Source organism: Massilia norwichensis, assembly GCF_024753245.1.
In the GTDB taxonomy this organism is placed as follows: domain Bacteria; phylum Pseudomonadota; class Gammaproteobacteria; order Burkholderiales; family Burkholderiaceae_D; genus Telluria; species Telluria norwichensis.
The window spans coordinates 77,509-99,494 of the sequence record NZ_JANUGX010000013.1 but is presented as its reverse complement, the minus strand read 5'-3'; the positions used below and the strand labels follow the sequence as shown (position 1 = coordinate 99,494).

Here is a 21,986-nt window from a genome sequence, read left to right as displayed (position 1 = left end):
CCGTCTTTTTGTGGGCGCTCTCCGCGCCGCCGATCCTGCTTCTACAACTCAGTTCTGCACCGTGCGCGTGGTCTGCACGGCGCCTTCCGGCGCCGCGTCCAGCTGGGCCGGTGCATTCTTCATGTCCTGCTCGTAGGTTGCGCGGGCTTCCTTCAGGCAGGCCGCACGCTCGGCCGCCGTGCTCTCGCGGCAGGCGTTCTTCGCTTCCGCATACGCCGCGCCGATCTCCTTCTGCAAAGTCTTCAGCCGCGCCTGGCGCGTCGGATCGTTCTGTTGCCAGCGCGCGGGATCGCCCTGGCGGATCTCCGCGGCCTGCTTCGCTTTCACGGCCGGGGCGACCGTGCTGTCGTCGTTCGCCTGGGGCTGCGACTGGGCCTGGGCGAGGCCTCCCGCGGATGCGAGCAGGGCGGCCAGCAGCATCGCTGTTGCTTGTCTCATGATGTTCTCCCTTCTGCGGACGCACGAAGGCCGGCGCAGCGCGCGCCGGCCTTCGCAAGTGCCCGATCAATAACGGTAGACGCGGCCGTCGACGATGCGCACGCGGTTGCCCACACGCAGGTCGTAGACATTGTCCTGCACCACGGTGCGGTATTCGCCATTGTCGAGGCGGACATTCACTGCATAGCCTTGCTGGCCTGCATCGCGGTTGCGTTCGACGTTGTTGCCGATTGCCGCGCCCGCCACGCCGCCGGCCACGGTGGCCGCGGTACGGCCGCCGCCGCTGCCGACCTGGTTGCCGGCCAAGGCGCCCACCAGGCCGCCGACGATGGCGCCGGCGCCGCTGGTGCGGCCTTCGACATTGGTCACCTGGATCGATTCGATGGTGCCGTAACCGCTTGACGCGCTGTCGCGGTAGCTGGTGTTATAGCCGTCGCCGTAGCGCTGGTTGCCGTAGTAGGGATCAGGGCTGCTGCTGGCGCAACCGCCGAGGATGGCGCCGACCGCGACCAGGGCGGTGAGAGATCGAATAGCTTTCATGACTTGTCCTCCTGGCAAAGATTGTAGGCTCAGATTAAGGAGGCCCACGCCTGAGGTCTGTGCGATGACGCACCGTCTTTACTTGTGACTCATCCATGTCTAAACAACACTTTTTGTATGTGTACGCCACCGAACAGAACTCTTGCTTACGGCAGAGTAAAACATCACCTGTGTGTTGAAAAAGGAGAAAAACAATGCGGACACCACCCCATGTGATCTTGCTGCTGGGCGCTGCCATGCTGTGGGTTGCCCATGCGAAAGCCGCGACGCCGGAAGCCAAGCTGGCCTACGAACAGGCGCGCGAACTGGCGGCGGCCAATTACAAGAATGCGCGCGCCCAGTGCGATGCCGTGACCGGCAACCCGAAGGATGTGTGCGTGGCCGAAGCCAAGGCCGCGCGTGTGCGAACCGAAGAAGAAGCGCGCGCGAAGTACGAGGACACGCTGAAGGCGTACACCCGTGCCCGCCTGCGTATCGCCGACGCGAATTACAGCCGCGACAAGGCGCGCTGTGCCGGCCTGGCCGGCAACGACAAGGATGTCTGCCAGGCGCAGGCAAAGGCGGCCCTGGTGGCGGCGCAAGCCGACGCCAAGGCCGACCAGAAAACCATCGAAGCGCGCAACGAAGCTCGCGACGACAAGCTGGCTGCGGCCTGGAAGGTTGCCATGGAACGCTGCGACGCCTTTGCCGGCGCCGCCCGCGACCAGTGCGTTTCCAACGCCAAAGTCCAGTTCGGCAAGTGATTTGAACGAAGCAGTCTGAACGATTTATAACCGGCCACAGGCCAATCAACAAAGGAGCTCATCATGAACATGACCAAACGTATCGCTACCGCCATCTTCACCGCCACCGTCGCCTTCACCATGGTCGGCTGCGCATCGGGCCCGAACAAGGAAAGCACCGGCGAATACCTCGACGACGCTGCCATCACCGGCAAGGTGAAAGCCGCTTTCGCCGCCGATCCGAACGTGAAGGCCACCGAGATCAACGTCGAAACCTACAAAGGCGCCGTGCAGCTGTCGGGCTTCGTGGCCCAGCCGGGCGATGCCCAGCGCGCTGCCGACATCGCTCGTGGCGTGAAAGGTGTTTCGTCGGTGAAGAACGACATCCGCGTCAAATAAGTTAAGTAGAATTGGCTGACGCCGGATGACATCTCCGGCCCGCGCGGGCGACCCCCATCGGGGCGCCCGGGCGCGTCGGCTGGAGTGGAATCGACGGCCAGCCCTGGGGTTGGCCTTTTCTTTTTTCAGGTAATGCTATGCAGCTCGCTCCACCCGGCAACACCAGCGTCAAGCCATCCGAATCCACCGCCGCGCCGCCGGCGGCCAGCCTGGGCACGCCTGAAGAGGCGGCGCGCGAAGCCGGCCTCTTGAACAGCGAGGGCGCACCCACCGGCGAAGAGCTGGGGGCCATGCACGGCGCACTGCGCCTGCCGGTCCACGTCAACGCGCGCGGCATGTCGCTGGGCATCCTGGCCACCGTCGCCTTTGTATTCGCCCTGCAATGGGCCAAGAATTTCTTCGTGCCGCTGCTGCTCGGCATCTTCATCGCCTACACCCTCAGTCCGGTGGTGCGCTGGCTGGAACGCTGGCACGTCAAGCGCGCGATCGGCGCCACCCTGGTCACGGCCGCGATCCTGGCCGGCATGGCGCTGACCGTCCAGCGCGTGCAGGGTGAGTTCTTCAACATCATCGACGAGCTGCCCGCGCTCACGCACAAGGTCACCAAGCTGATCATGGAAGCGTCCGACGGCCAGCCCTCGACCATCCAGCAGGTGCAGGCGGCGGCCGCCGAGATCGAGCAGGCCGCGGCCAACGCCGGTTCGGACGCGCGCCGCGCGATCCAGCGTAAGCCGGTGCCGGCCAGCACGCCCGGCGCCAGCAATTTCCGCGTGATGGACTGGCTGCTGGCCGGTTCGGTCGGCCTGGCCAGCTTCATCTCCCAGGCGACCATGGTGATCTTCCTGGTGTTCTTCCTGCTATTGGCGGGCGACACCTTCAAGCGCAAGCTGGTCAAGCTGACCGGTCCTTCGCTGACGCGCAAGAAGGTCACCGTGCACATCCTCGAGGACATCAACACCTCGATCCAGAACTACATGTTCATGCTGCTCGTCACCAACGGTCTGCTGGCCCTGCTGATGTGGGGCGCGCTGCGCATGATCGGGCTCGAGAACGCCGGCGCCTGGGCGATCTTCGCCGGCGTGGCGCACATCATGCCTTACTTCGGCCCGCTCCTGATCACCTCGGCCACCGGCCTGGTCGCTTTCCTGCAGTTCGAATCGCTGCGCATGGTGATCCTGGTGGCCGGTGCTTCGCTGGCGATCGCGACCCTGGTCGGCATGGTCGTCACGACCTGGATGACCGGCAAGATCGCGAAGATGAACCCGGCCGCCGTGTTCGTCAGCCTGCTGTTCTGGGGCTGGCTGTGGGGCATGTGGGGTCTGCTGCTCGGCGTGCCGATGGTGGTGGTGGTGAAGGTGGTCGCCGAGCGGGTGGAGGGGATGGAAGTCGTGGCCGAGCTGCTGGGAGAGTAGGCGCCTCACGAAGCCCGGCGCGGGCTTCGCGAGGCGCTGCCGGTACAGCCCGGCCGGCGGTTCTCAGGCATTGTTACCGACTGCCACGCCCAGCCTGCGGTCGGGCGCCCCGGCGCCGCGGCGGTCGCGCCTGCCGGCAGTGCGGCGGTCGCGAATCCGGCGGTCCGGCTTCCCGTTCGGCAGCTTGCCCAGCGGGGACACCGATGCCGCGGTGATTTCCTGTTTCCTCAGGCTGCCCAGCTGGATCGCGTACTGGCGTGCGAATTCGGCACCGAAGAAGAAGATCAGCGCCGAGTAGTAGACCCACAGCAGCAGGGCGATCAGCGAACCGGCCGCGCCGAAGCTGTTGGTGGTGCCGCTATTGCCGATGTAGAGGCCGATCGCGAATTTCCCCAGGGTCCACATCAACGCGGTGCCGAGCGCGCCGATGGTCACGTCATGCCAGGACAGCTTAATGCGTGGCAGCAGCTTGTAAATCGCGCCGAACATGGTGGCGATCACCAGGAAGCTGAAGCCCGAGGCAACCCAGCCGAGGATGACGGTGGCGTCATGCCACATGCCGCCGATGTAATTTTCCAGGACGTTCAGGGCGGCCGACACGACGAGCGAGGTCATCAGCAGCAAGCCCAGGGTCAGGATCACACCGAAAGACAGCAGGCGGGTCCTGATCGTGACCCACCAGCCGGCGTCTTTGGGCGGCGGTGCGTCCCAGATCTCGTCCAGGCTGTCCTTCAGTTCGGAAAAGGCCGACGTCGCGCCGACCACCAGCAGCACCGAGGCGACGATGGTGGCAAACACGCCGCTGTCCTTGTTGCGGGCGCCGGCCACGATCGACTGGATGGTTTCCGCGCCCTGCGCGCCGAGCAGCCCGCGCAACTGGCCCATCAGCTGGCCCTGCGCCGCCTCGGTACCATAGAAGAAGCCGGCGACGGCGATCACCAGCACCAGGATGGGGGCGAGCGAGAACAGGGAGTAGTAGGCCAGGGCCGCGGCCTTGCTTGCAGCGCGGTGGTCCACCCATTCGCTGACGGAACAGCGCATCACGTGGACGAGTTTGCCGAATTCCGGCAACCGTTTTCTTACATCCATATCGCTTCCTCCAAATAAAGAACGCGCCCGGAGGCGCGTCGTTGGCCAACATGGGCCTACGCCCTGTGGCAAGACCATGCGGGAGCGCTCGGCGTTCCCGCATGACCTCTAGTGCTGCATTACTGCACGCGGCGTTCGATGGTGATCTGCTCCACTTCGACGCGACGGTTCGGTGCCAGGCACTCGATCAGCTCGGACTTCTTCTTCTGGTTGCAGTCGGTGACGACCGGGTTCTGCTCGCCTTTGCCGGTGGCGTTCAGGCGGCTACCGTCGACGCCCTTGCTGACCAGGTATTCCTTGACCGCGTTGGCGCGGCGCTCCGACAGCTTCTGGTTGTACTTGGTCGAGCCCAGGCGGTCGGTGTAGCCGGTGATGTCGACGTTGGTGATCGACGGGTCGGCTTGCAGGGCGGCAGCGATGTCGTCCAGCTTCGGTGCCGGCAGGATCACGGTTGCTTTATCGAACTCGAAAGTCTTGCTGGCGTCCAGGGTGACTTTCTCGAAGCGTGCCGGCGGCGGCGGCGGAGCAACCGGAGCCGGTGCCGGAGCCGGAGCTTCGGCGACAGGTGCCGGCGCCGGAGCCGGGGCAACGTACGGTGCCGGCGGCGGGTTGAAGGCGTAGGCCAGGCTGACGCCGACGTACTTGGTCAGCGCCTTGCTGAAGCCGAACTCGTCGTCCTTGCGCAGGTTGCTCTTGACTGCCTTGGCATCGACCTGCAGCGACCAGCGGTCGTTCAGGCTGGCCTGGAAGCCCAGGCCGGCGGTGTAGAACGGCGACCAGCCGGAGACCTTGTAGCCCGGACGCTGGATGCGATCGCGCTCGCCGCCGACGCCGACCAGCAGGAACGGACGGAACTGCTTACGCGACAGCATCAGCAGCGCATCGACGCCGACCAGGGTCTGGCGGTATTTGGTCAGATCATTGTCGGCACGCGCTTCGGTGGCGCCGATCTGGATGTCCCACAGCGGGTGCACCGGCTTACCGAACTTCAACCCGCCGCCCCAGTCCTTGTCGCCGACGCCGAAATCGTGGTCGGGCTTGATGCCAACGACGGTCGGCGCCACATACCACGACGGATTGATGATTTCTTCTTGAGCCAGCGTGGCGCCAGCCGAGCAGAGCAGGGCGGCAGCAAGAGCGATCTTCTTCATATTATTCACAGGTAACTCCCATAGGTTGTAAAGGTACAGACATCGCGTGCCTAGCAGTGATGTTGTGGTCAAGAATACAAGCCCGGCTTTGCAAGGGTCCGTGCGGTACCGCACCTAGGCCACGGTGTTTGTGACAATTACGCAACGCGACAGTTCCTCTTTTTACCTGCTCATCAGTGAAACGTGGTTTAAGATTCCTCATCGTCGCGCTACGTCGGCTATTTATTTCCTATCGGGAAGATTGGCAAAGCGAGAACGTTTCTAAAATGAATTGTTTCTAATTGTAATAATTTCCGGATCGACAAGTCACGATCCCTTTATGTCCAGCAGGAATCCACCGTTATTTATGGCTTTGTTGTCACCTCTGCCATAAAAACCGCCGGTTTTCCCCATTTTTCGCAATCGAGCGGCTGTGTTGTGTCAATACGCTGCCGGAAAAATAACTTTGAGAAATTTTCGGCAATGTTGGCTGGCGCACAGAACTCCGGGTCTGACGCAGGCAATCTTGTATTCAGTTAAGCGGAACCGGCAAGTTGTCTCAAGGTCATAGAGATAGACGTCGGTCCGGGCCATACAGAACACAGTCTCATTACATGGAGTAAACCAACATGCATGCAGCGACTCACTACAATGCGGTACAGGGCGACACCGGAGCAGTCCACACTTCCAGCAACTCTGCACTGATTGAACGTGTCCCGCCGCAACCGACCGAGCGCGCCCCGATCTCGCTGGCGCCGATCGAGCGTGTGCGGTCGACTTCGGCAACCCAGCGCCGCATCGAGAACATGCAAAAGCTGATCGGCGAGCTGCAGACGCATGAAATGCTGGCAGACGAGATCGCCTGGTTCCTGAAGTTCTCGCCGTCGGGCGCCCGCAAGTACATCCGCGACCTGCGCGAAGCCGGCGTGATCGAACTGGCACGCTATATCGAAGGCACCGCCACCTACCTGGGCAAGGCCGTGTACCGCATTTCGCCGGATCCCGAGCGCGTCAAGGCCTTCCTGGCCGCGATCTGCCAGCCGAAGCGCGAAGGCGCCGCCCCGCGCAAGGAGCGTCCGGGCCTGCGCGAGCAGAGCATGGCCGGCACCGGCCGCCACTTCCACATCCTGGCCGACGACACCCACTACGCGATCCGCGTGAACCGCAGCCCGGTCACCCGCGATCCGCTGGTCGCCGCCCTGTTCGGCCCGGCGCCGAGCCAGGTCGCCAAATAATTGCAGGGCCCGACCGGGCCTCGCTCCCGAATCTGCCCTGAACCTCAGCGCGGCTGCCATCGGTAGTCGAAAAGCGTGGAAACGGCATGATGGACGCCACCGCCTCCGGGCGGTGGCTTTTTATTTACTGCTCACTTTTTAATTGAAAAGCAGATAAGGATTCCCATATGCGGCGGGAAGCGGCGCGACGCCGCCCGCCAATGAGAGGAGATCCCATGTTACCGAGTCCAGAATCCCTGGAAGGCAAGCCCGTTCCCCAGGTCACGTTCAAGGCGCGTCCCGGCGACCAGTGGCGCGACATCACCACCGATGAACTGTTCAAGGGCAAGACCGTGGTCGTGTTCGCCCTGCCGGGCGCCTACACGCCCACCTGTTCCTCCGCCCACCTGCCGCGCTATAACGAACTGGCGCCGGTGTTGCGCGAGAATGGCGTCGACGACGTGGTCTGCATCACCGTCAACGACCCCTTCGTCGTCAACGAATGGCAGCGCAGCCAGGAAGCGGACAATATCACCATGATCCCCGACGGCAACGGCGACTTCAGCGAAGGCATGGGCCTGCTCGTGGACAAGCGCGAGCTCGGCTTCGGCAAGCGTTCCTGGCGCTATTCGATGCTGGTGAAGGACGGCGTCGTCGACAAGATCTTCATCGAGCCGGACAAGGAGGGCGATCCGTTCGAGGTCTCGGATGCGGACACCATGCTCCGCCACATCAACCCGGACGCTAAACCGCAGGAGCCGGTGGTGATGTTCTCCAAGCCCGGTTGCCCCTTCTGCGCGCGCGCCAAGGCGGTGCTGAAGGCGCGCGGGATCGCCTTCACGGATATCTCCCAGGACCAGAAAATCAACACCAGCGTGCTGCGCGCCGTCTCCGGCGAGATGACCTGGCCGCAGGTCTTCATCGGCGGCAAGCGTATCGGCGGCGCCGACGCGGTCGATGCCTATTTCGCCCCGGCCCAGGGGAGCGCCGACAGCCCGGCGGCAGCCTGATGGACACCGGTGCCACGCTCGTCTGTACCGCCATCGCAGCCGGGCTGCTGCTGGCCTGGGGCCTGCCGCGCTGGCGCCTGCGCCAGGCGCTGGCCCGTCCATTGAGCAATACCCAGCTCGCCATCGTCGAGCGCAACGTGGTGCAGTACCGCGGCATGGCCGTGCCGCTGCGCGAACAGTTGCAGGGCCTGGTCAAGCGCTTCCTGCACGAGAAGACCTTCGTCGGCTGCGCCGGGCTCGAGGTGACCGAGGAGATGCGGGTGACGATCGCGGCCCAGGCCTGCCTGCTGTTGCTGAACCGTACGACCGAGGTCTATCCCGGCCTGCACGCGGTGCTGGTGTACCCGGGTGCCTTCCTGGTGCCGCGCAAGCAGGTCGACCCCGGCGGCGTGGTCACCGAGACGCGCCAGGATCTGCTCGGCGAATCCTGGGGCGACGGCCGCGTGATCCTGTCCTGGGACCACGTGCGGCGCGCCGGCCACGATCCGGAAGGGGCGCAGAACGTGGTCCTGCACGAGTTCGCGCACCAGCTCGACAGCGAATCCGGCAGCACCAACGGCGCGCCCCTGCTGGGCAGCGCCGAACGCTACCGGCGCTGGTCCGAGACCCTGGCGCGCGACTTCGAACTGCTGCGCCGCGAAACCTACTGGGGCCAGCGCGACGTGCTCGATCCCTACGGCGCCAGCAGCCCGGCCGAATTCTTCGCCGTCGCCACCGAAAGCTTCTTCGAGCAGCCGCATGCGCTGGCGGCGCGCCATCCGGAACTGTATGCCGAGTTCCAGTGTTATTTCCGTGTCGATCCGCGCGACTGGTTCCCGTTGCCGCAGTGGCAGGAACCGGAGCCGCACGGCCTGGTCTACGGACAGTGGCAGTAGCGGGGCCCCTGAGCTGCGTGCGTTTGCGTACAGAGCCAATGGCGCGGCGCGCGCATGCTCTGCAGTATCTGCCGTACTGACGAATCCAGGAGGAATTCTCATGTCCATGATCATTGCAGGGCACTTCCAGTTGCAGGAGGAGGTCGAGCGGGCCCGCCGCGCACTTCTCGACGCCGGCTTCGCGGGCGAACGCATCAGCGGTTTCTATCTCAGCCAGCCCGGCCAGCACGACCAGACCGCCATCGGCGGCGACCACATCCACTCGCCGGGTGCCAAGGAAACGCCGGAGGGCGTGGCGCAAGGCGCCGCCGGCGGGGCCGCTGTCGGCGTCGTGGCGGGTGCTGCGACCTCGCCGATCACCGGTCCGCTCGGTCCCGTGGTCGGTGGCCTGGTCGGCGCCCACGTCGGCTCGCTGTTCAGCTTCTCGAAGATGAAGGACGCCGGCGAGAAGGAAGAGGGTGGCCGTGCGCCGGTCGAGAACCGTCACGCCGGCATGCTGGTCGCGGTCGCCTTCGACGACAGCGGCCTGGAAGCCAAGGCGGTGGACGTGCTGCGCGGCCTCGGCGCCACCCAGATCGAGCGCGCCAGGGGCAATATCGTCGACGGCGATTGGGCCGATTTCGATCCGGGCAGCGCCCCCGACATCATTCGCTGAAGCGCTTCATGCAAGCGGGCTGAGGGGTAAGTCCGTTTGCGCTTTGTCAAAGCTGGGCACGATGGTGCTCCTAGACTCGGTATTTCCCGCGCACCCGGCGCGGCCCTACCGACGACAGGACGACAAGCATGCACGACGACAAAGCAAAGACCAGGGTGGCTTTGGTCACCGGTGGAATGGGTGGACTGGGCACGGCAATCTGCCGGCGCCTGCACGATGAGGGATTCCGGGTAGCGACCACCTATTCGCCGGGCAACCCGACGCCGGAAGCCTGGCTGTCCGCCCAGCGCGACGACGGCTACCGCTTCAAGGCGTACAAGGTCGACGTCACCGACTATGGCGACTGCGAATGGATGATGCAGAAGCTGCTGGCCGAGATGGGGCGTCTGGATGTGCTCGTCAACAACGCCGGCATCACGCGCGACCGCAGCCTGCGCAAGATGAGCCTGGACGACTGGCAAGCCGTGCTGCGGGCCGACCTCGACAGCGTCTTCAACCTGAGCAAGCAGGCGATCGAGCCGATGATGGCGCGGCGCTGGGGCCGGGTGGTGAATATTTCTTCGGTCAACGGCCAGCAGGGCGCCTTCGGCCAGGCCAACTACGCGGCCGCCAAGGCCGGCATGCACGGCTTCACCAAGGCGCTGGCGCTGGAAATGGCGCGCCACGGCGTCACCGTCAACACGGTCTCGCCCGGCTACCTGCGCACGCGGATGGTCGAGGCGGTTCCGGCCGAGGTGATGAAGGAACGCATCCTGCCGCAGATCCCGATGGGCCGCCTCGGCGAGCCGGACGAGGTGGCGGGCCTGGTGGCCTATCTGGTGTCGGAGGAGGCGGCGTTCATGACCGGGACCAATCTGGCCATTAACGGCGGCCAGCACATGTACTGAACCCGGCCGGTCTCAGGCGCGCTCTGATTAATGTCGCTCGGCGCGCGTCTGGCAGGCTATGCAGAGGCGCGCTTCAGGTCTTGCCAGCAAACGCTTGGCCCCGATCGGCTGGCCGCAGACCTCGCACAGGCCGTAGCTGTCGTCCTCGAACTTTGCCAGCGCGTGGCGCAGCACCTGCATCTCGGCCGCGTGGTGGCCGGCGGCTTCGCGCGAGAGGTCGTTCAGCAGGCGCGCGGTGGCGCGGTCGAGCGGCGAGCTTTCCACTTCGGAGACCGGCAGTTCGCCCTCGGCGGCGGCGGGCGCCGCCATGCTTTCCAGCGCCTGCAGGCGCTGTTCCAGCATCGTTTTCAGGAGGGCCAGCTGCTCGCGGTCCGGTGTTTCGCCGGACTGGACGGTTGGATTGACGCTCATGGGACGGTCTCCCGAAAAAAGCTCGCCTGCGGGAGACCAGTGTAGCGCAAACCTGCGGCGCGCTGTCAGGCCGGCGGCGCCTCGTGCACGGCCACCACGTCGAGCTGGGTCTTGAGCTGGTCGACGGCGGCCAGGATGGGCAGGACCTGTCCGGTCGCCGCGGCAGCGGCCAGGCCCAGCAGGCGTGCGACCAGGGTGATGCCGTCGCCGATGCGGGTGATCTTCTTGATCTTGTCGGCGGCGTCGGCGGTCAGCGCCACCAGGTGCACCTGCGACTGGCCGAGCGGGGCGACCACGCAGGCGGCGGCATCGGCGTACAGGCGGTTGGCGCGCTGGCGCAGCTCGATCTCGGCGTCGAGCAGGGCGCGCGCCACCGATTGTTCGGACTCCGGCACCTCGCCATGGTGCTGCTCCTGGGCGCGGCGGATGTCGCGCATCACCCGCTCATGGATGCTGTCGGCGCAGGCGGACAGGCGGTCGGCCAGTTCCTCGACCTGCCTGGCGGTGGACAGGGCCTGTGCGGGCGTCTGCGGGACGGTTTTTTCGTTTGCCATGCGGCCTCCTCGGGTTTATTCGGACATTGCGTCGCGCAAGGCGCGCAAGTCGCGTCCATAGGCGGCGAGCATCTTGCGTGTTTCGTCCGCCGTGAGCTTGTTCAGGTTTTCCCGCATCTTCTGGTGCCCCAGCGCCACCGTGGTCAGGCCCTGCAGGGCCAGGTCGTAGCGTTTGTCGATCAGCTTGTATTCGGTCGACTTGCTCAGGTAGTGCACCTTGGCCAGGGTCACCAGCATGCGGTCCGAGTTCTTGGTCGAGAACGGGATCTCGACATCGAAGATGCCGAGGATGGTCTTCTTCTCGTTCTCGTTGGTCTTGGCATACAGGCGGGTGAGGGCGATCATCGCCTCCAGCAGCACCTGCACGTCGGCATCGCCGTCGCGCACCATGGTCTCGACACTGCGGCCCTGGTAGCCGGAGGCGATCACCCGCGTCAGCAGGCGCGTCAAACCGGTATAGGCGGCGACGTGGCGCTGCTGCAGACCGGATTCGCTGTTCGCCTTCAGGCCGTTGCCGAGGTCGTCGAGCTGGGCGGAGAGGTCGTAGCGCGTTTCGCCGGCCAGCAGGCTCAGGGTCTGCATATAGAGCACCAGGCTCTTCTGAATGCTGAGGAAGTCGTCGTAGACCGCCTTGCGGCGCGCATCGTTTTCCTTGGCGATACGGTCGGCGGCCGGCGACAGATAGGGCTGTTCGCGCTCGTAGGTGTCGCGGTAGCGCTTCGACAGCTCGGCATAGCCGCCGAGCTTTGCCGAGGCATCGGCGAATTCCCGCACTTCGGCCAGGCTGACCGGGCCGCCGCCTGTCGTCGCGCAGCTGGCCAGCAGCAATGCTGCGGCGAGGACAAGCAGGAAACGCTGAGCTATCGATCTGATGTCCATGGGTTCCTTTCTAGCCGGCAAAAGGCCGAGCCCGAAAAGTCCCATTCTTTCAAAGTTGCCCAGCGGCTAGCTTGCCGCCGATCAAGTCAAGCAATAAAAGCGTCGCGCCAGGCCAGGCCCGCGACAGTCTCGCCTTGCGGGATGTATTCGCAGCCGACCCAGCCGTCGTAGCCGAGTTCGTCGAGCAGCTTGAACAGGAAGGGGAAGTTGATCTCGCCGGTGCCGGGTTCGTGGCGGCCGGGCACGTCGGCCAGCTGGATGTGACGGATGATAGCCATCCGCTCGCGCAGGGTCAGGGCGAGCTCGCCCTCCATCCGCTGCATATGGTAGATGTCGTACTGCAGGAACAGGTTGTCCATGCCGCATTCGGCGATGATGCCTGCCGCCTGGCTGCTGTGCGTCAGGAAATAGCCGGGGATGTCGCGATCGTTGATCGGCTCGATCAGGACCTCGATGCCGTGCCTGGCCGCAGCCTCGGCCGCGAAGCGCAGGTTGGTGACGAAAGTCGCATGCGCGCGCTCCGGCGCCACGTTCGGCGGCAGCTTGCCGGCCATGCAGTGCAGGCGCGGCACGCCGAGCTCGACCGCATAGTCGAGGCCCAGCTCGACGCTGTCCTGGAATTCCTGCATGCGGCGCGGATCGCAGGCGAAGCCGCGCTCGCCTGCCGCCCAGTCGCCGGCCGGAAAATTGTGCAATGCCAGCTGCAGCTTGTAGCGCTGCAGCCGGCCCAGGATCTGCTCCGGTTCGCAGGCGTAGGGAAACAGGAACTCGACCGCATCGAAGCCGGCCGTACGGGCCGCGGCGAAGCGTTCGAGGAAGCCGAGTTCATTGAACATCAGGCTCAGGTTGGCGGCAAATTTTGGCATGGACAAAATTGTAGCCGAAGTGGCAACCCGGCACAGGCGGCACGGCGCGGCCGCCTGTCGGATTCCGGCTCGTCAGTTTGTCGGCGACGGTGCGGCGTCATCGTCGCCGGCGGGCGGGCCGGCATCGGCCAGCCTGGCCATCGGCGTGAACAGCCAGGCTGCCAGCGCCGCCAGGCTCAGGCCCAGTCCGGCGCCGGTGAACAGGGTCGCCAGGGTGACGTGGCTGGCCAGCCAGCCGGCCGCGGCCGCGGTTAAAGGCGCCAGGCCCATGAAGACGAACATGAAGATACTCATCATCCGTCCCAGCATCTGCGGCGCCACGCGTTGCTGGATCCAGGTGAACACGGCCACCTGCACATAACCGCCCAGCACCCCGATCGCAGCGAGGATCAGCATGCCCTGCCAGCTGCTGGTGATCATACCCAGCGGCATCAGGAGGGCGCCGACCAGGCCGTCGATCGCCAGCAGTGTGAGCCCGAGCGTGCCCAGGCGGCGCCCGCCGGCGATGCCGGACAGGGCCATGCCGGCCAGCGAACCGGCGCCGTTCGCCGCCATCAGCAGGCCGAGCGCGGCAGCGCCGTGCAGGCGTTCGCTGGCCAGCAGCGGCAGCGCCACCTGCATCACGCCGCCGGTCACGCAGGCGCACAGTCCCCAGTACAGGAAGGCGGTGCGCAGGGTCAGGTCGCGCCACAGCGCGCCAAAGCCGGCACCGACCGCGCGCAGTACGGATTGCGCCGGCGTTTGTTGGTCCGCTTTTTCAGCCGGCGCCGGCGTGGCCAGCGGCCGCACCTTGGCCAAGGTCCAGGCCGACAGTGCAAAGCTGAAGGCATCGAAGGCGAAGGCCAGGCCCAGTCCGAACGCATGGCCGTCCTGCATGCCGGCGCGGCCGTCGCCGCCCAGCGCAAACAGCAGGCCGGCCAGCAGCGGTCCCACCAGCATCGTTACCTGGCGCACCGCCATCATCGTCGCATTCGCCGACGCCAGATGCTGCGGCGCCACCGCCTGCGGCAGGATCGAGGTGCCGGCCGGGATGCTGAAGGCCGAGGCCAGGCTGAGCACGACGGCGATGACGCTCACCAGCGGCAGGGTCGCCCGGCCGCTCAGCACCAGGGCCGCCAGCAGCGCCAGCAGGACCATGTTCGCGTACTTGGTCAGCATCAGCACGCGCTTGGGCGAATGGCGGTCGACCAGCGCGCCGCCGAACAGGATCAGCACCGCGCGCGGCACGCCGAGCAGCGCCACCATCATGCCGAGCGCGAGCGGATCGTGGGTCAGTTGCAGCACCAGCCAGGGCAGGGCGATCATGGTGAACTGGTCGCCGAGGGCGGAGATGACGCCGCCGCCCAGCAGCCAGGCAAAGTTGGGGTCCCGCAGCAATTTATTGTTATTCATGTCTCTTCCAGGAGGGCGTGTCAGGTTCCGGCCAGCTGTGCCAGCAGGTTGGAGGTCGCCTCGAGTTGCGCGCGCGACGGCGCACCCAGTGCGGCACGGCTGATGTTGTCGACCACGGTCGTCGCGTTGGTGACCAGCTCGCTGCCGGCGGCGGTGATGATCGCATAGCCGACGCGGGCATCGCGCGGATCGCTCTGGCGGTCGACCAGGCCGATCTTTTCCAGCGGCAGCAGCGAGCGGGTCACGCCGGAGGCGGTCAGCCCCAGCTTCTCGGCCAGGTCGACCCGGCGCAAACGCCCGCCGGGCGCGCGTTGCAGGTGCAGCAGCAATTGGTAGTCGGCAAAGCTGATGCCGTGGTGGCTGCCCAGCGAGCTGTCCAGGCGGCGCGAAAGAGTGGCCCAGGCGCGTCCCATGCGCAGGCAGAATTCGGTGGTCAGCGTGTTTTCCATGACGGTTCCTCAACAATTGAAATGTACTTGAGTAATCAAATATATGGAGAACAGCGACCCTTGGCAAGTACTTGAGTAATCAAGTATCAAAAACACGACAAAAATCAAACCGGGGTCAGACACCGAATTCTGGAAACATCCCGCAGGACATTTCCAAAAATCGGTGTCTGACCCCGGTTTGATGGATAACAAAAAGCCGCGCCACCCGTGCAGGTGGCGCGGCTTTTATGCAGCGCAGTCGAGGACAGTCAGCGATCAGCGATCGCCACCGCCGCTGCGTGCCGTGGCCGGACGCGGACCGCGGTTCTGGCCGCCGCGGCCACCGCCGCCGTTGCCACGGCCACCGCCGGCATTGCCGCCGCCATTACCACGACCGCCGCCAGCATTGCCGCCATTGCCGCCATTACGCGGGGCGCCGCCCGCCGGGGCAGCACTGCGGCCTGCCGGTGCGCCGCCGTTGCGCGGGGCGCCGCCAGGACGGCCGCCGCCCGGGCGGCCACCGCGGTTGCCGTGGCCAGGTGCGCCGCTGCGCAGCTGGATCGGTTGCGGCTTGGCGGTCGGATCCGGCTCGAAGCCAGGGATCACCTCACGCGGCAGAGTCTGCTTGATCAGTTTTTCGATGTCTTTCAGCATCTGGTGCTCGTCGACGCAGACCAGGGACACCGCTTCGCCAGTGGCGCCCGCGCGACCGGTGCGGCCGATCCGGTGCACATAGTCTTCCGGCACGTTCGGCAGGTCATAGTTGACCACGTGCGGCAGCTGGTCGATGTCGATGCCGCGCGCGGCGATGTCGGTGGCGACCAGGGCGGTCAGGCTGCCGTCCTTGAATTCGGCCAGCGCCTTGGTGCGAGCCGACTGGCTCTTGTTGCCGTGGATTGCCATCGCGCCGATACCGTCGCGGCCGAGCTGTTCGACCAGCTTGTTCGCGCCGTGCTTGGTGCGGGTGAACACCAGCACCTGCTTCCAGTTGTTGGTGCGGATCAGGTGCGACAGCATCGGGTGCTTCTTGTCGCGGTCGACCGGGTGGATGGTCTGGGAAATCACCTCGACGGTCGAGTTGCGGCGCGCGACTTCGATCGATGCCGGGTTGTTCAGCAGCTTGTCGGCCAGGGCCTTGATCTCGTCCGAGAAGGTGGCCGAGAACAGCAGGTTCTGGCGCTTCGGGGGCAGCACGGCCAGCACCTTCTTGATGTCGTGGATGAAGCCCATGTCGAGCATGCGGTCGGCTTCGTCCAGCACCAGGATCTCGATCTTGTCGAGCTTGATGGTGCCCTGGCCGACGTGGTCGAGCAGGCGGCCCGGGGTGGCGACCAGGATGTCGACGCCGTTCGCCAGCAGTTTGATCTGCGGATGGATGCCGACGCCGCCGAAGATCACGGCCGAGTTCAGGTTGGTGTACTTGGCGTAGGTGCGAATGTTTTCCTCGACCTGGGCAGCCAGCTCGCGGGTCGGGGCCAGCACCAGCGCACGAATCGAACGCTTGGCCGTTTTGTTGGTCAGCGCCGCGCCCACCTTGTCGGTCGACAGACGGTGCAGCACGGGCAGGGTAAAGCCGGCGGTCTTGCCGGTGCCGGTCTGGGCGCCGGCCAGCAGGTCGCCGCCGCCGAGTACGGCCGGGATGGCCTGGGCCTGGATCGGGGTCGGAGCGGTATAGCCCGCTTCGGTTACGGCACGTACGATGGCGTCGGTCAGACCGAGAGTAGTGAATGACATAGTTTTTCTGTAGGGACCGGCGCGTCGCCTTCGAGAATATCGAAGACGCCAGTCAAGCCGATCGGATTACACAAGGCAGGGCGGCCGGTACTGGTGCCGGTACGCCGTGTCGCAGCCATCAACACAAAGGTTAAGAGCTACGTAAATTATAATTCAAAATGTTTCGCTAGAGAAATTTAGCGCAGCCGTCGGGCTGATGGGGCAGGGAGACGCGGCGCGGTGCAACGACGGTGCAGGGCGCCGGAAGCAGACAGGTATTTTACGCGAAAGCGATCGAGCGTGCTGCACGCGGACCGCCAGCGTCCCGGGGGCTGGCCGCCCCCTTCCATCACTCAGGCAAACGGCTTCAGAACGGCGACCATGCCGGCGAAGACCTTCGGGCCGGCGGCGATCACGTCGCCCTTGTTCAGGTATTCGGATTCACCGCTGAATTCGCCGACGATGCCGCCGGCTTCCGTCACCAGGAGCGAGCCGGCGGCGATGTCCCAGATCTTCAGGCCCTTCTCGAAGAAGCCGTCGACGCGGCCGGCGGCCACGTTGGCCAGTTCCAGCGCCGCCGAGCCGCTCGAGCGCACGCCGTGGCAGCGCGCCGCCACCACTTCGTACATGCGCAGGTATTCGGCCAGGTCGCGCGGCTCGGTGCCGTGGCCGGAGCCGATCAGGGCCTTGTTGATGCGGTCCGGATTGCGCACGCGGATGCGCTTCTCGTTCAGGTAGGCGCCGGCGCCCTTGGTGGCGGTGAACAGGTCGTTGCGGACCGGATCGTAGATCACGGCCTGGGTGATCACGCCGCGCTGCTGCAGCGCGATCGAGACGCAGTAGTTCGGGTAGCCGTGCAGGAAGTTGGTGGTGCCGTCGATCGGATCGATGATCCAGACGTATTCGCTATCGTCGTTCAGGTTGGCCGTCGGGCCGGATTCTTCGCCCAGGATCGCGTGGTCGGGGTAAGCCTTCAGCAGGGTCTCGACGATGGCCTGTTCCGCTGCCTGGTCGATGTCGGTGACGAAGTTGTTATGGCTTTTTTCGCTGACGGTGATACGGTCGAGATCGAACGAAGCGCGGTTGATGACCGTGGCGGCGCGGCGGGCGGCCTTGATGGCCGTATTGAGCATTGGGTGCATGAGGGTTTCCTGATGAATGCTGACGCCCACGCGCCGCAGTGGAAACATGCGTGCCGTGAACGATCAAATAGCGATGAGAATGACAAAGAGCAAAGCGGTGCCGAAACCGTTAAAATCGCGGCCGGATACAAGATCCAGCTGCATTTCAACCGCTCGTCACCGCGCGATGGCGCTATTTTACAATGAACCCGACCGAAACTGACATATCTCTTTTCAAACGGCTACGCTTTGTGCTAGTGGAAACCAGCCGCGCAGGCAATGTCGGCTCGGTCGCGCGGGCGATGAAGACCATGGGTTTTTCCGAGCTGGTGCTGGTGACGCCGCGCTGCGAACAGCCGCTGACGGACCCGGAGGCGGTGGCCTTTGCCAGCGGCGCCATCGACGTGCTGGAAAACGCGCGCATCGTCGGCAGCGTCGCCGAAGCTTTGGAAGGCTGTAATTTTGCCGCCGCGGTGTCGGCCCGTCTGCGCGAGTTCTCGCCGCCGGTGTGGACGCCGCGCGCCTTTTCCGCCCATGTCGCCGACAAGGCGGATCTGCGCCCGGCCCTGATCCTCGGCAACGAGCGCGTCGGGCTGCCGAACGACATTGTCGCCGGCTGCAATGTCCTTATCAATATTCCGGCGAACCCCTCGTATTCCTCGCTGAATCTGTCGCAGGCGGCCCAGGTGCTGGCCTACGAATGCCGGCTCGCGGCGGAAGGGGACGCGTCGCAGCGCGACAGGACCCAGACCGGCGTCGGCTTCCATGGCGAGGCCGCCAGCATGGCCCAGATCGAGGGCATGTACGCCCACCTCGAAGAAGCGCTGGTGGCGATCGGCTTCCTGAACGCCGACAACCCCAAAAAGCTGATGCCGCGCCTGAAACGCCTGTTCGCCCGCACCCAGCTCGAAACCGAGGAAGTCAACATCCTGCGCGGCATCGCCCGCCAAATGATGCGTTCCAAAGAATAATTTCCAAAAACCGGGGTCAGACCCCGAATTTTGGAAAGAGCCTCGCGGCAAGCTAGACGCGGCGCTCTAGTTTTGCGCGTTTTCCCCACGAATCTTTCGCTTACACTAGATAAAAAAGAAAGATAAGGGTTCGATATGGAGACAAGCCGCAGATCCTTCCTGAAGGCGGGCGCCCTGGCGGCGCTCGTGCTTGCCGCCGGCGGCGGCATTTACCGCGCCACGCATCCGCCTGCGCCCAAGGGCTTCGTGCTCGACGGCGAGGCGCGCGACGCCATGCACGCGATCGTGCCGGCGATCCTGGCCGGGGTGCTGCCGACCGAGGCTCAAGCGCGCCAACAGGCGATCGGGTCCGTCACGGAGCGCCTGCACCAGACCATCCTCGGCCTGCCGCTGGCCACCCAGCAGGAAGTGCAGGATTTGTTCGGCCTGCTGGCGCTGGGCCCGGCGCGCCGCCTGCTGACCGGCATTCCGCACGGCTGGACCGAAGCCACCGACGCCGAGGTCACCGACTGGCTGCAGGACTGGCGCACCCACCGCCTCGCGCTGCTGCGCACCGCCTACCAGGCCCTGCACGACCTGGTGCTGGGCAGCTGGTACAGCGATGCCGCCAACTGGGCGGCGATCGGCTATCCCGGACCGCTGAAGGAACTCGCTTGAGGAGCTGGCATGAGTAACATCAAGATCATCCCCGATCCGGTCGCGGCCGGCCTGGCGCGCGGCTGGAAGGTCATCGACGGCGCCCGCCTCGATGCCGACCGCACGCTCGACGCCGACGTCATCGTCATCGGCAGCGGCGCCGGCGGCGGCGTCAGCGCCGAGATCCTGGCCCTGAGCGGCCTGTCGGTCATCATCGTCGAGGAAGGCTCGCTGCAGTCCTCGCGCGACTTCCGCATGCGCGAAGAGGAAGCCTATCCGACGCTGTACCAGGAGTCGGCCGCGCGCAAGACCAAGGACAAGGCGATCACCATCCTGCAGGGGCGCACCGTCGGCGGCTCGACCACGGTCAACTGGACCTCGAGCTTCCGCACTCCGCCCGACACCCTGAAATTCTGGCAGCAGCGCCATGGCCTGGACAGCTACAGCGAAGCGGCGCTCAAGCCCTGGTTCGAACTGATGGAAGCGCGCCTGCACGTCGGAGACTGGCAGGCGCCGCCCAACGAAAACAACGACCTGCTGCGGCGCGGTGCGGAAAAGCTGGGCATCCCGACCGGCTTCATCCGCCGCAACGTCAACGGCTGCTGGAACCTCGGCTATTGCGGCATGGGCTGCCCGACCAATGCCAAGCAGTCGATGCTGGTATCGACGATCCCCTCGGCGCTCGAGCATGGCGCCACGCTGGTGACGCGCGCCCGCGCCGAGCGTTTCCTGATCCATGGCGAACGGATCGCGGGACTCGAATGCAGCGCGCTCGACGCCGCCGGCCTGCAGCCGACCGGCCGCCGCCTACGCCTGCGCGCGAAGCACTATGTGCTGGCCGGCGGCGCGATCAATTCGCCGGCGCTGCTGCTGCGTTCGAAGGCGCCCGATCCCAACCGCCTGCTCGGCAAGCGCACCTTCCTGCACCCGACCCTGGTGTCGGCGGCGCTGTTCCCGCAGCGCGTCGAAGGCTATGCCGGCGCGCCGCAGACCGTCTACTCGGACCACTTCCTGCACACCCAGGCGATCGACGGCCCGCTCGGCTACAAGCTGGAAGCGCCGCCGCTGCACCCGGTGCTGCTGGCGACCACCATGACCGGCTTCGGCGCCAGCCACGCCGGGATGATGCGCCAGTTCCCGCACCTGCAGGGCACGCTGGCGCTGCTGCGCGACGGCTTCCACCCCGAATCGCAGGGCGGCAGCGTGCAGCTGGCAGCCGGCGGCGCGCCGGTGCTCGACTATCCGCTGAACGAGCCGCTGTGGGACGGCGCGCGCCGCGCCTTGCTCACCATGGCCGAGATCCAGTTCGCGGCCGGCGCCACGGCGGTGCAGGTGGCGCACGAGACCGCGCCGCGCTACGCGTCGTGGAAAGAGGCGCAGCAGGGCATCGCCGCGCTGCCTTACCGCCCGCACCTGACCAAGGTCGCCTCGGCCCACGTGATGGGCGGCTGCATGATGGCAGGGGACCCGCGCGCCGGCGTGACCGGCCCGGATGGGCGCTACCACGGCCTGGCGAACCTCTCGGTGCATGACGGCTCGCTGTTCCCGACCTCGATCGGCGCCAATCCGCAGCTGTCGATCTACGGCATCACGGCACGCCTGGCCAGCGAACTGGCGCAGTCCCTGACCGGCCGTCCGGCCGCGCGTCCGGTGGCGGCCCCGGCGCCGGCCGCGGGAGCGCCGGTGCAAGCCGCGTGAAGCCATGAAAAGCGCGCGCCGCCTGCTGCGCACGCTGCTGCTGGTGCAGCTGGGCGCGGCGGCGCTGATCGCCTGGGCGCTAACGGCGCGCGCCGGGATCGCGCCCTGGCAGGCGGCGCTGATCGGCCTCGCCTGCGTGGCGCTGGTGCGCCTGCTGATCAATATGAACAACTTCGCGATGGCCGGCTGGTTCGCCAGCGCCACCCCCAGCGCCTTCCGGCTCGGCCCCAAAGCCCGCCTGCGCCTGCTGGCCGAAGAGTTCAAGGCCAGCATGCTGGTGACCTCCTGGCAGGTGCCGCGCGCCTGCGCCGCCACGCGCATCCACCCGGACAGCAGGCATGTACCGGTGCTGCTCCTGCACGGCTACGGCTGCAACAGCGGCTACTGGACGCATCTGACGCCGCTGCTCGACGCGGCCCGCATCAGCCACGCCAGCGTCGACCTGGAGCCGGTCGCCGGCAGCATCGACGCCTATGTGCCGCTCGTCGAAAAGGCGGTGCAGGACCTGTGCGCCCGCACCGGCGCGCAAAAGATCGCGATCGTCGCCCACAGCATGGGCGGGCTGGTCGCGCGGGCCTGGATGCGCGACCACGGCACCCGGCGCGTCGCGCGCGTGCTCACGCTCGGCACGCCGCACCACGGCACCGCGCTGGCCCGTTTCGGCCTGGGACAGAACGCCTTCCAGATGCGCCCCGGCAGTCCCTGGCTGCAGGCGCTGGCGCAGGGGGAGGACGCCGCCACCCGCGCCCTCGTCACCTCGCTCTACACCCACCACGACAACATCGTCGCGCCGCAGGAATCGAGCCGCCTGCCCGGCGCGCGCAACCTCGAATTCGGCGGCATCGGCCACGTCGCCCTCGGCAGCAATCCGCGCGTGCTGGCGGCCGTGATGGAAGAGCTGGCGGCACTGGTTTCCTGATCGCCGCGGTGTTAAAGTCAATACAAA

General features: G+C 66.0%; 25 protein-coding genes. 13 read left to right on the top strand and 12 right to left on the bottom strand.

What is annotated here, in order from left to right; all coding sequences use genetic code 11:
* Window positions 1-48: 48 nt before the first annotated feature.
* Together NX782_RS12705 and NX782_RS12700 are read right to left on the bottom strand one after the other, a co-directional pair.
* Window positions 49-438: a hypothetical protein gene (locus NX782_RS12705; protein ID WP_258845836.1), complete on the bottom strand. Its 390-nt coding sequence runs from the start codon at window positions 436-438 to the stop codon at window positions 49-51.
* Between the two features lie 66 nt (window positions 439-504).
* A complete protein-coding gene (locus NX782_RS12700; protein WP_258845835.1) occupies window positions 505-978 on the bottom strand; it encodes an outer membrane lipoprotein in 474 nt (157 codons plus the stop codon).
* 194 nt (window positions 979-1,172) lie between these two features.
* Here NX782_RS12700 and NX782_RS12695 point away from each other — a divergent pair, with 194 nt between their 5' ends.
* The 3 genes from NX782_RS12695 to NX782_RS12685 all read left to right on the top strand — a co-directional run bounded on the left by NX782_RS12695 (window position 1,173) and on the right by NX782_RS12685 (window position 3,511).
* Entirely contained in the window at window positions 1,173-1,721 is a 549-nt protein-coding gene (locus NX782_RS12695; protein WP_258845834.1) for a hypothetical protein, read from the top strand.
* A gap of 63 nt (window positions 1,722-1,784) precedes the next feature.
* A complete protein-coding gene (locus NX782_RS12690) occupies window positions 1,785-2,099 on the top strand; it encodes a BON domain-containing protein (RefSeq protein WP_258845833.1) in 315 nt (104 codons plus the stop codon).
* Between the two features lie 137 nt (window positions 2,100-2,236).
* A complete protein-coding gene (locus NX782_RS12685) occupies window positions 2,237-3,511 on the top strand; it encodes an AI-2E family transporter (RefSeq protein WP_370661789.1) in 1,275 nt (424 codons plus the stop codon).
* A 63-nt stretch (window positions 3,512-3,574) separates the two neighbouring features.
* Here the strand turns inward: NX782_RS12685 and NX782_RS12680 are convergent, their stop codons facing one another.
* Window positions 3,575-4,600: a YihY/virulence factor BrkB family protein gene (locus NX782_RS12680; protein ID WP_258845832.1), complete on the bottom strand. Its 1,026-nt coding sequence runs from the start codon at window positions 4,598-4,600 to the stop codon at window positions 3,575-3,577.
* A 119-nt stretch (window positions 4,601-4,719) separates the two neighbouring features.
* Window positions 4,720-5,751, bottom strand: a complete 1,032-nt coding sequence (locus NX782_RS12675; RefSeq protein ID WP_308632939.1) for an OmpA family protein — start codon at window positions 5,749-5,751, stop codon at window positions 4,720-4,722.
* Window positions 5,752-6,359: 608 nt separating this feature from the next.
* Here NX782_RS12675 and NX782_RS12670 point away from each other — a divergent pair.
* From NX782_RS12670 to phbB, 5 genes are all read left to right on the top strand, one after another.
* Complete coding sequence (locus NX782_RS12670) at window positions 6,360-6,965, top strand: winged helix-turn-helix domain-containing protein (RefSeq protein WP_258845830.1); 606 nt, start codon at window positions 6,360-6,362, stop codon at window positions 6,963-6,965.
* A gap of 215 nt (window positions 6,966-7,180) precedes the next feature.
* Window positions 7,181-7,954: a glutathione peroxidase gene (locus tag NX782_RS12665; protein ID WP_258845829.1), complete on the top strand. Its 774-nt coding sequence runs from the start codon at window positions 7,181-7,183 to the stop codon at window positions 7,952-7,954.
* Entirely contained in the window at window positions 7,954-8,829 is an 876-nt protein-coding gene (locus NX782_RS12660) for a M90 family metallopeptidase (RefSeq protein ID WP_258845828.1), read from the top strand. Before NX782_RS12665 ends, NX782_RS12660 begins: the two co-directional genes overlap by 1 nt.
* A gap of 100 nt (window positions 8,830-8,929) precedes the next feature.
* The gene (locus NX782_RS12655) at window positions 8,930-9,484 is read left to right on the top strand and encodes a hypothetical protein (RefSeq protein WP_258845827.1); all 555 of its coding nucleotides are present in this window, start codon (window positions 8,930-8,932) and stop codon (window positions 9,482-9,484) included.
* 128 nt (window positions 9,485-9,612) lie between these two features.
* Window positions 9,613-10,371: an acetoacetyl-CoA reductase gene (gene phbB, locus NX782_RS12650; RefSeq protein ID WP_258845826.1), complete on the top strand. Its 759-nt coding sequence runs from the start codon at window positions 9,613-9,615 to the stop codon at window positions 10,369-10,371.
* 27 nt (window positions 10,372-10,398) lie between these two features.
* On the opposite strand, the gene NX782_RS12645 is transcribed toward phbB, so the two are convergent.
* The 8 genes from NX782_RS12645 to NX782_RS12610 form a co-directional block, all read right to left on the bottom strand.
* Window positions 10,399-10,782, bottom strand: coding sequence for a TraR/DksA family transcriptional regulator (locus tag NX782_RS12645; RefSeq protein ID WP_258845825.1), 384 nt, complete (start codon window positions 10,780-10,782; stop codon window positions 10,399-10,401).
* 65 nt (window positions 10,783-10,847) lie between these two features.
* Complete coding sequence (locus tag NX782_RS12640; protein ID WP_258845824.1) at window positions 10,848-11,336, bottom strand: hypothetical protein; 489 nt, start codon at window positions 11,334-11,336, stop codon at window positions 10,848-10,850.
* A 15-nt stretch (window positions 11,337-11,351) separates the two neighbouring features.
* Complete coding sequence (locus NX782_RS12635) at window positions 11,352-12,215, bottom strand: hypothetical protein (protein ID WP_258845823.1); 864 nt, start codon at window positions 12,213-12,215, stop codon at window positions 11,352-11,354.
* A gap of 86 nt (window positions 12,216-12,301) precedes the next feature.
* Entirely contained in the window at window positions 12,302-13,081 is a 780-nt protein-coding gene (gene otnI, locus NX782_RS12630; RefSeq protein WP_258845822.1) for a 2-oxo-tetronate isomerase, read from the bottom strand.
* A 72-nt stretch (window positions 13,082-13,153) separates the two neighbouring features.
* Window positions 13,154-14,473 (bottom strand): MFS transporter, encoded by a 1,320-nt coding sequence (locus tag NX782_RS12625; RefSeq protein ID WP_258845821.1) that lies wholly within the window; start codon window positions 14,471-14,473, stop codon window positions 13,154-13,156.
* A 20-nt stretch (window positions 14,474-14,493) separates the two neighbouring features.
* Window positions 14,494-14,922 carry a MarR family winged helix-turn-helix transcriptional regulator gene (locus NX782_RS12620; RefSeq protein ID WP_258845820.1) on the bottom strand — a complete coding sequence of 143 codons (429 nt, stop codon included), beginning with the start codon at window positions 14,920-14,922 and terminating at the stop codon, window positions 14,494-14,496.
* A gap of 255 nt (window positions 14,923-15,177) precedes the next feature.
* Window positions 15,178-16,635 (bottom strand): DEAD/DEAH box helicase, encoded by a 1,458-nt coding sequence (locus NX782_RS12615; protein ID WP_258845819.1) that lies wholly within the window; start codon window positions 16,633-16,635, stop codon window positions 15,178-15,180.
* 332 nt (window positions 16,636-16,967) lie between these two features.
* The gene (locus NX782_RS12610) at window positions 16,968-17,747 is read right to left on the bottom strand and encodes an inositol monophosphatase family protein (protein WP_258845874.1); all 780 of its coding nucleotides are present in this window, start codon (window positions 17,745-17,747) and stop codon (window positions 16,968-16,970) included.
* A 21-nt stretch (window positions 17,748-17,768) separates the two neighbouring features.
* On the opposite strand from NX782_RS12610, the gene NX782_RS12605 reads away from it, so the two are divergent.
* From NX782_RS12605 to NX782_RS12585, 5 genes are all read left to right on the top strand, one after another.
* Window positions 17,769-17,942 (top strand): hypothetical protein, encoded by a 174-nt coding sequence (locus NX782_RS12605; RefSeq protein WP_258845818.1) that lies wholly within the window; start codon window positions 17,769-17,771, stop codon window positions 17,940-17,942.
* Entirely contained in the window at window positions 17,939-18,706 is a 768-nt protein-coding gene (locus NX782_RS12600; RefSeq protein ID WP_258845817.1) for an RNA methyltransferase, read from the top strand. The genes NX782_RS12605 and NX782_RS12600 overlap by 4 nt, the downstream gene beginning before the upstream one ends.
* Before the next feature lie 135 nt (window positions 18,707-18,841).
* Window positions 18,842-19,363 (top strand): twin-arginine translocation signal domain-containing protein, encoded by a 522-nt coding sequence (locus tag NX782_RS12595; protein WP_258845816.1) that lies wholly within the window; start codon window positions 18,842-18,844, stop codon window positions 19,361-19,363.
* Window positions 19,364-19,372: 9 nt separating this feature from the next.
* Window positions 19,373-21,040 (top strand): GMC family oxidoreductase, encoded by a 1,668-nt coding sequence (locus NX782_RS12590; protein WP_258845815.1) that lies wholly within the window; start codon window positions 19,373-19,375, stop codon window positions 21,038-21,040.
* Between the two features lie 4 nt (window positions 21,041-21,044).
* Complete coding sequence (locus NX782_RS12585; RefSeq protein WP_258845814.1) at window positions 21,045-21,959, top strand: alpha/beta fold hydrolase; 915 nt, start codon at window positions 21,045-21,047, stop codon at window positions 21,957-21,959.
* The last annotated feature ends 27 nt before the right edge of the window (window positions 21,960-21,986 follow it).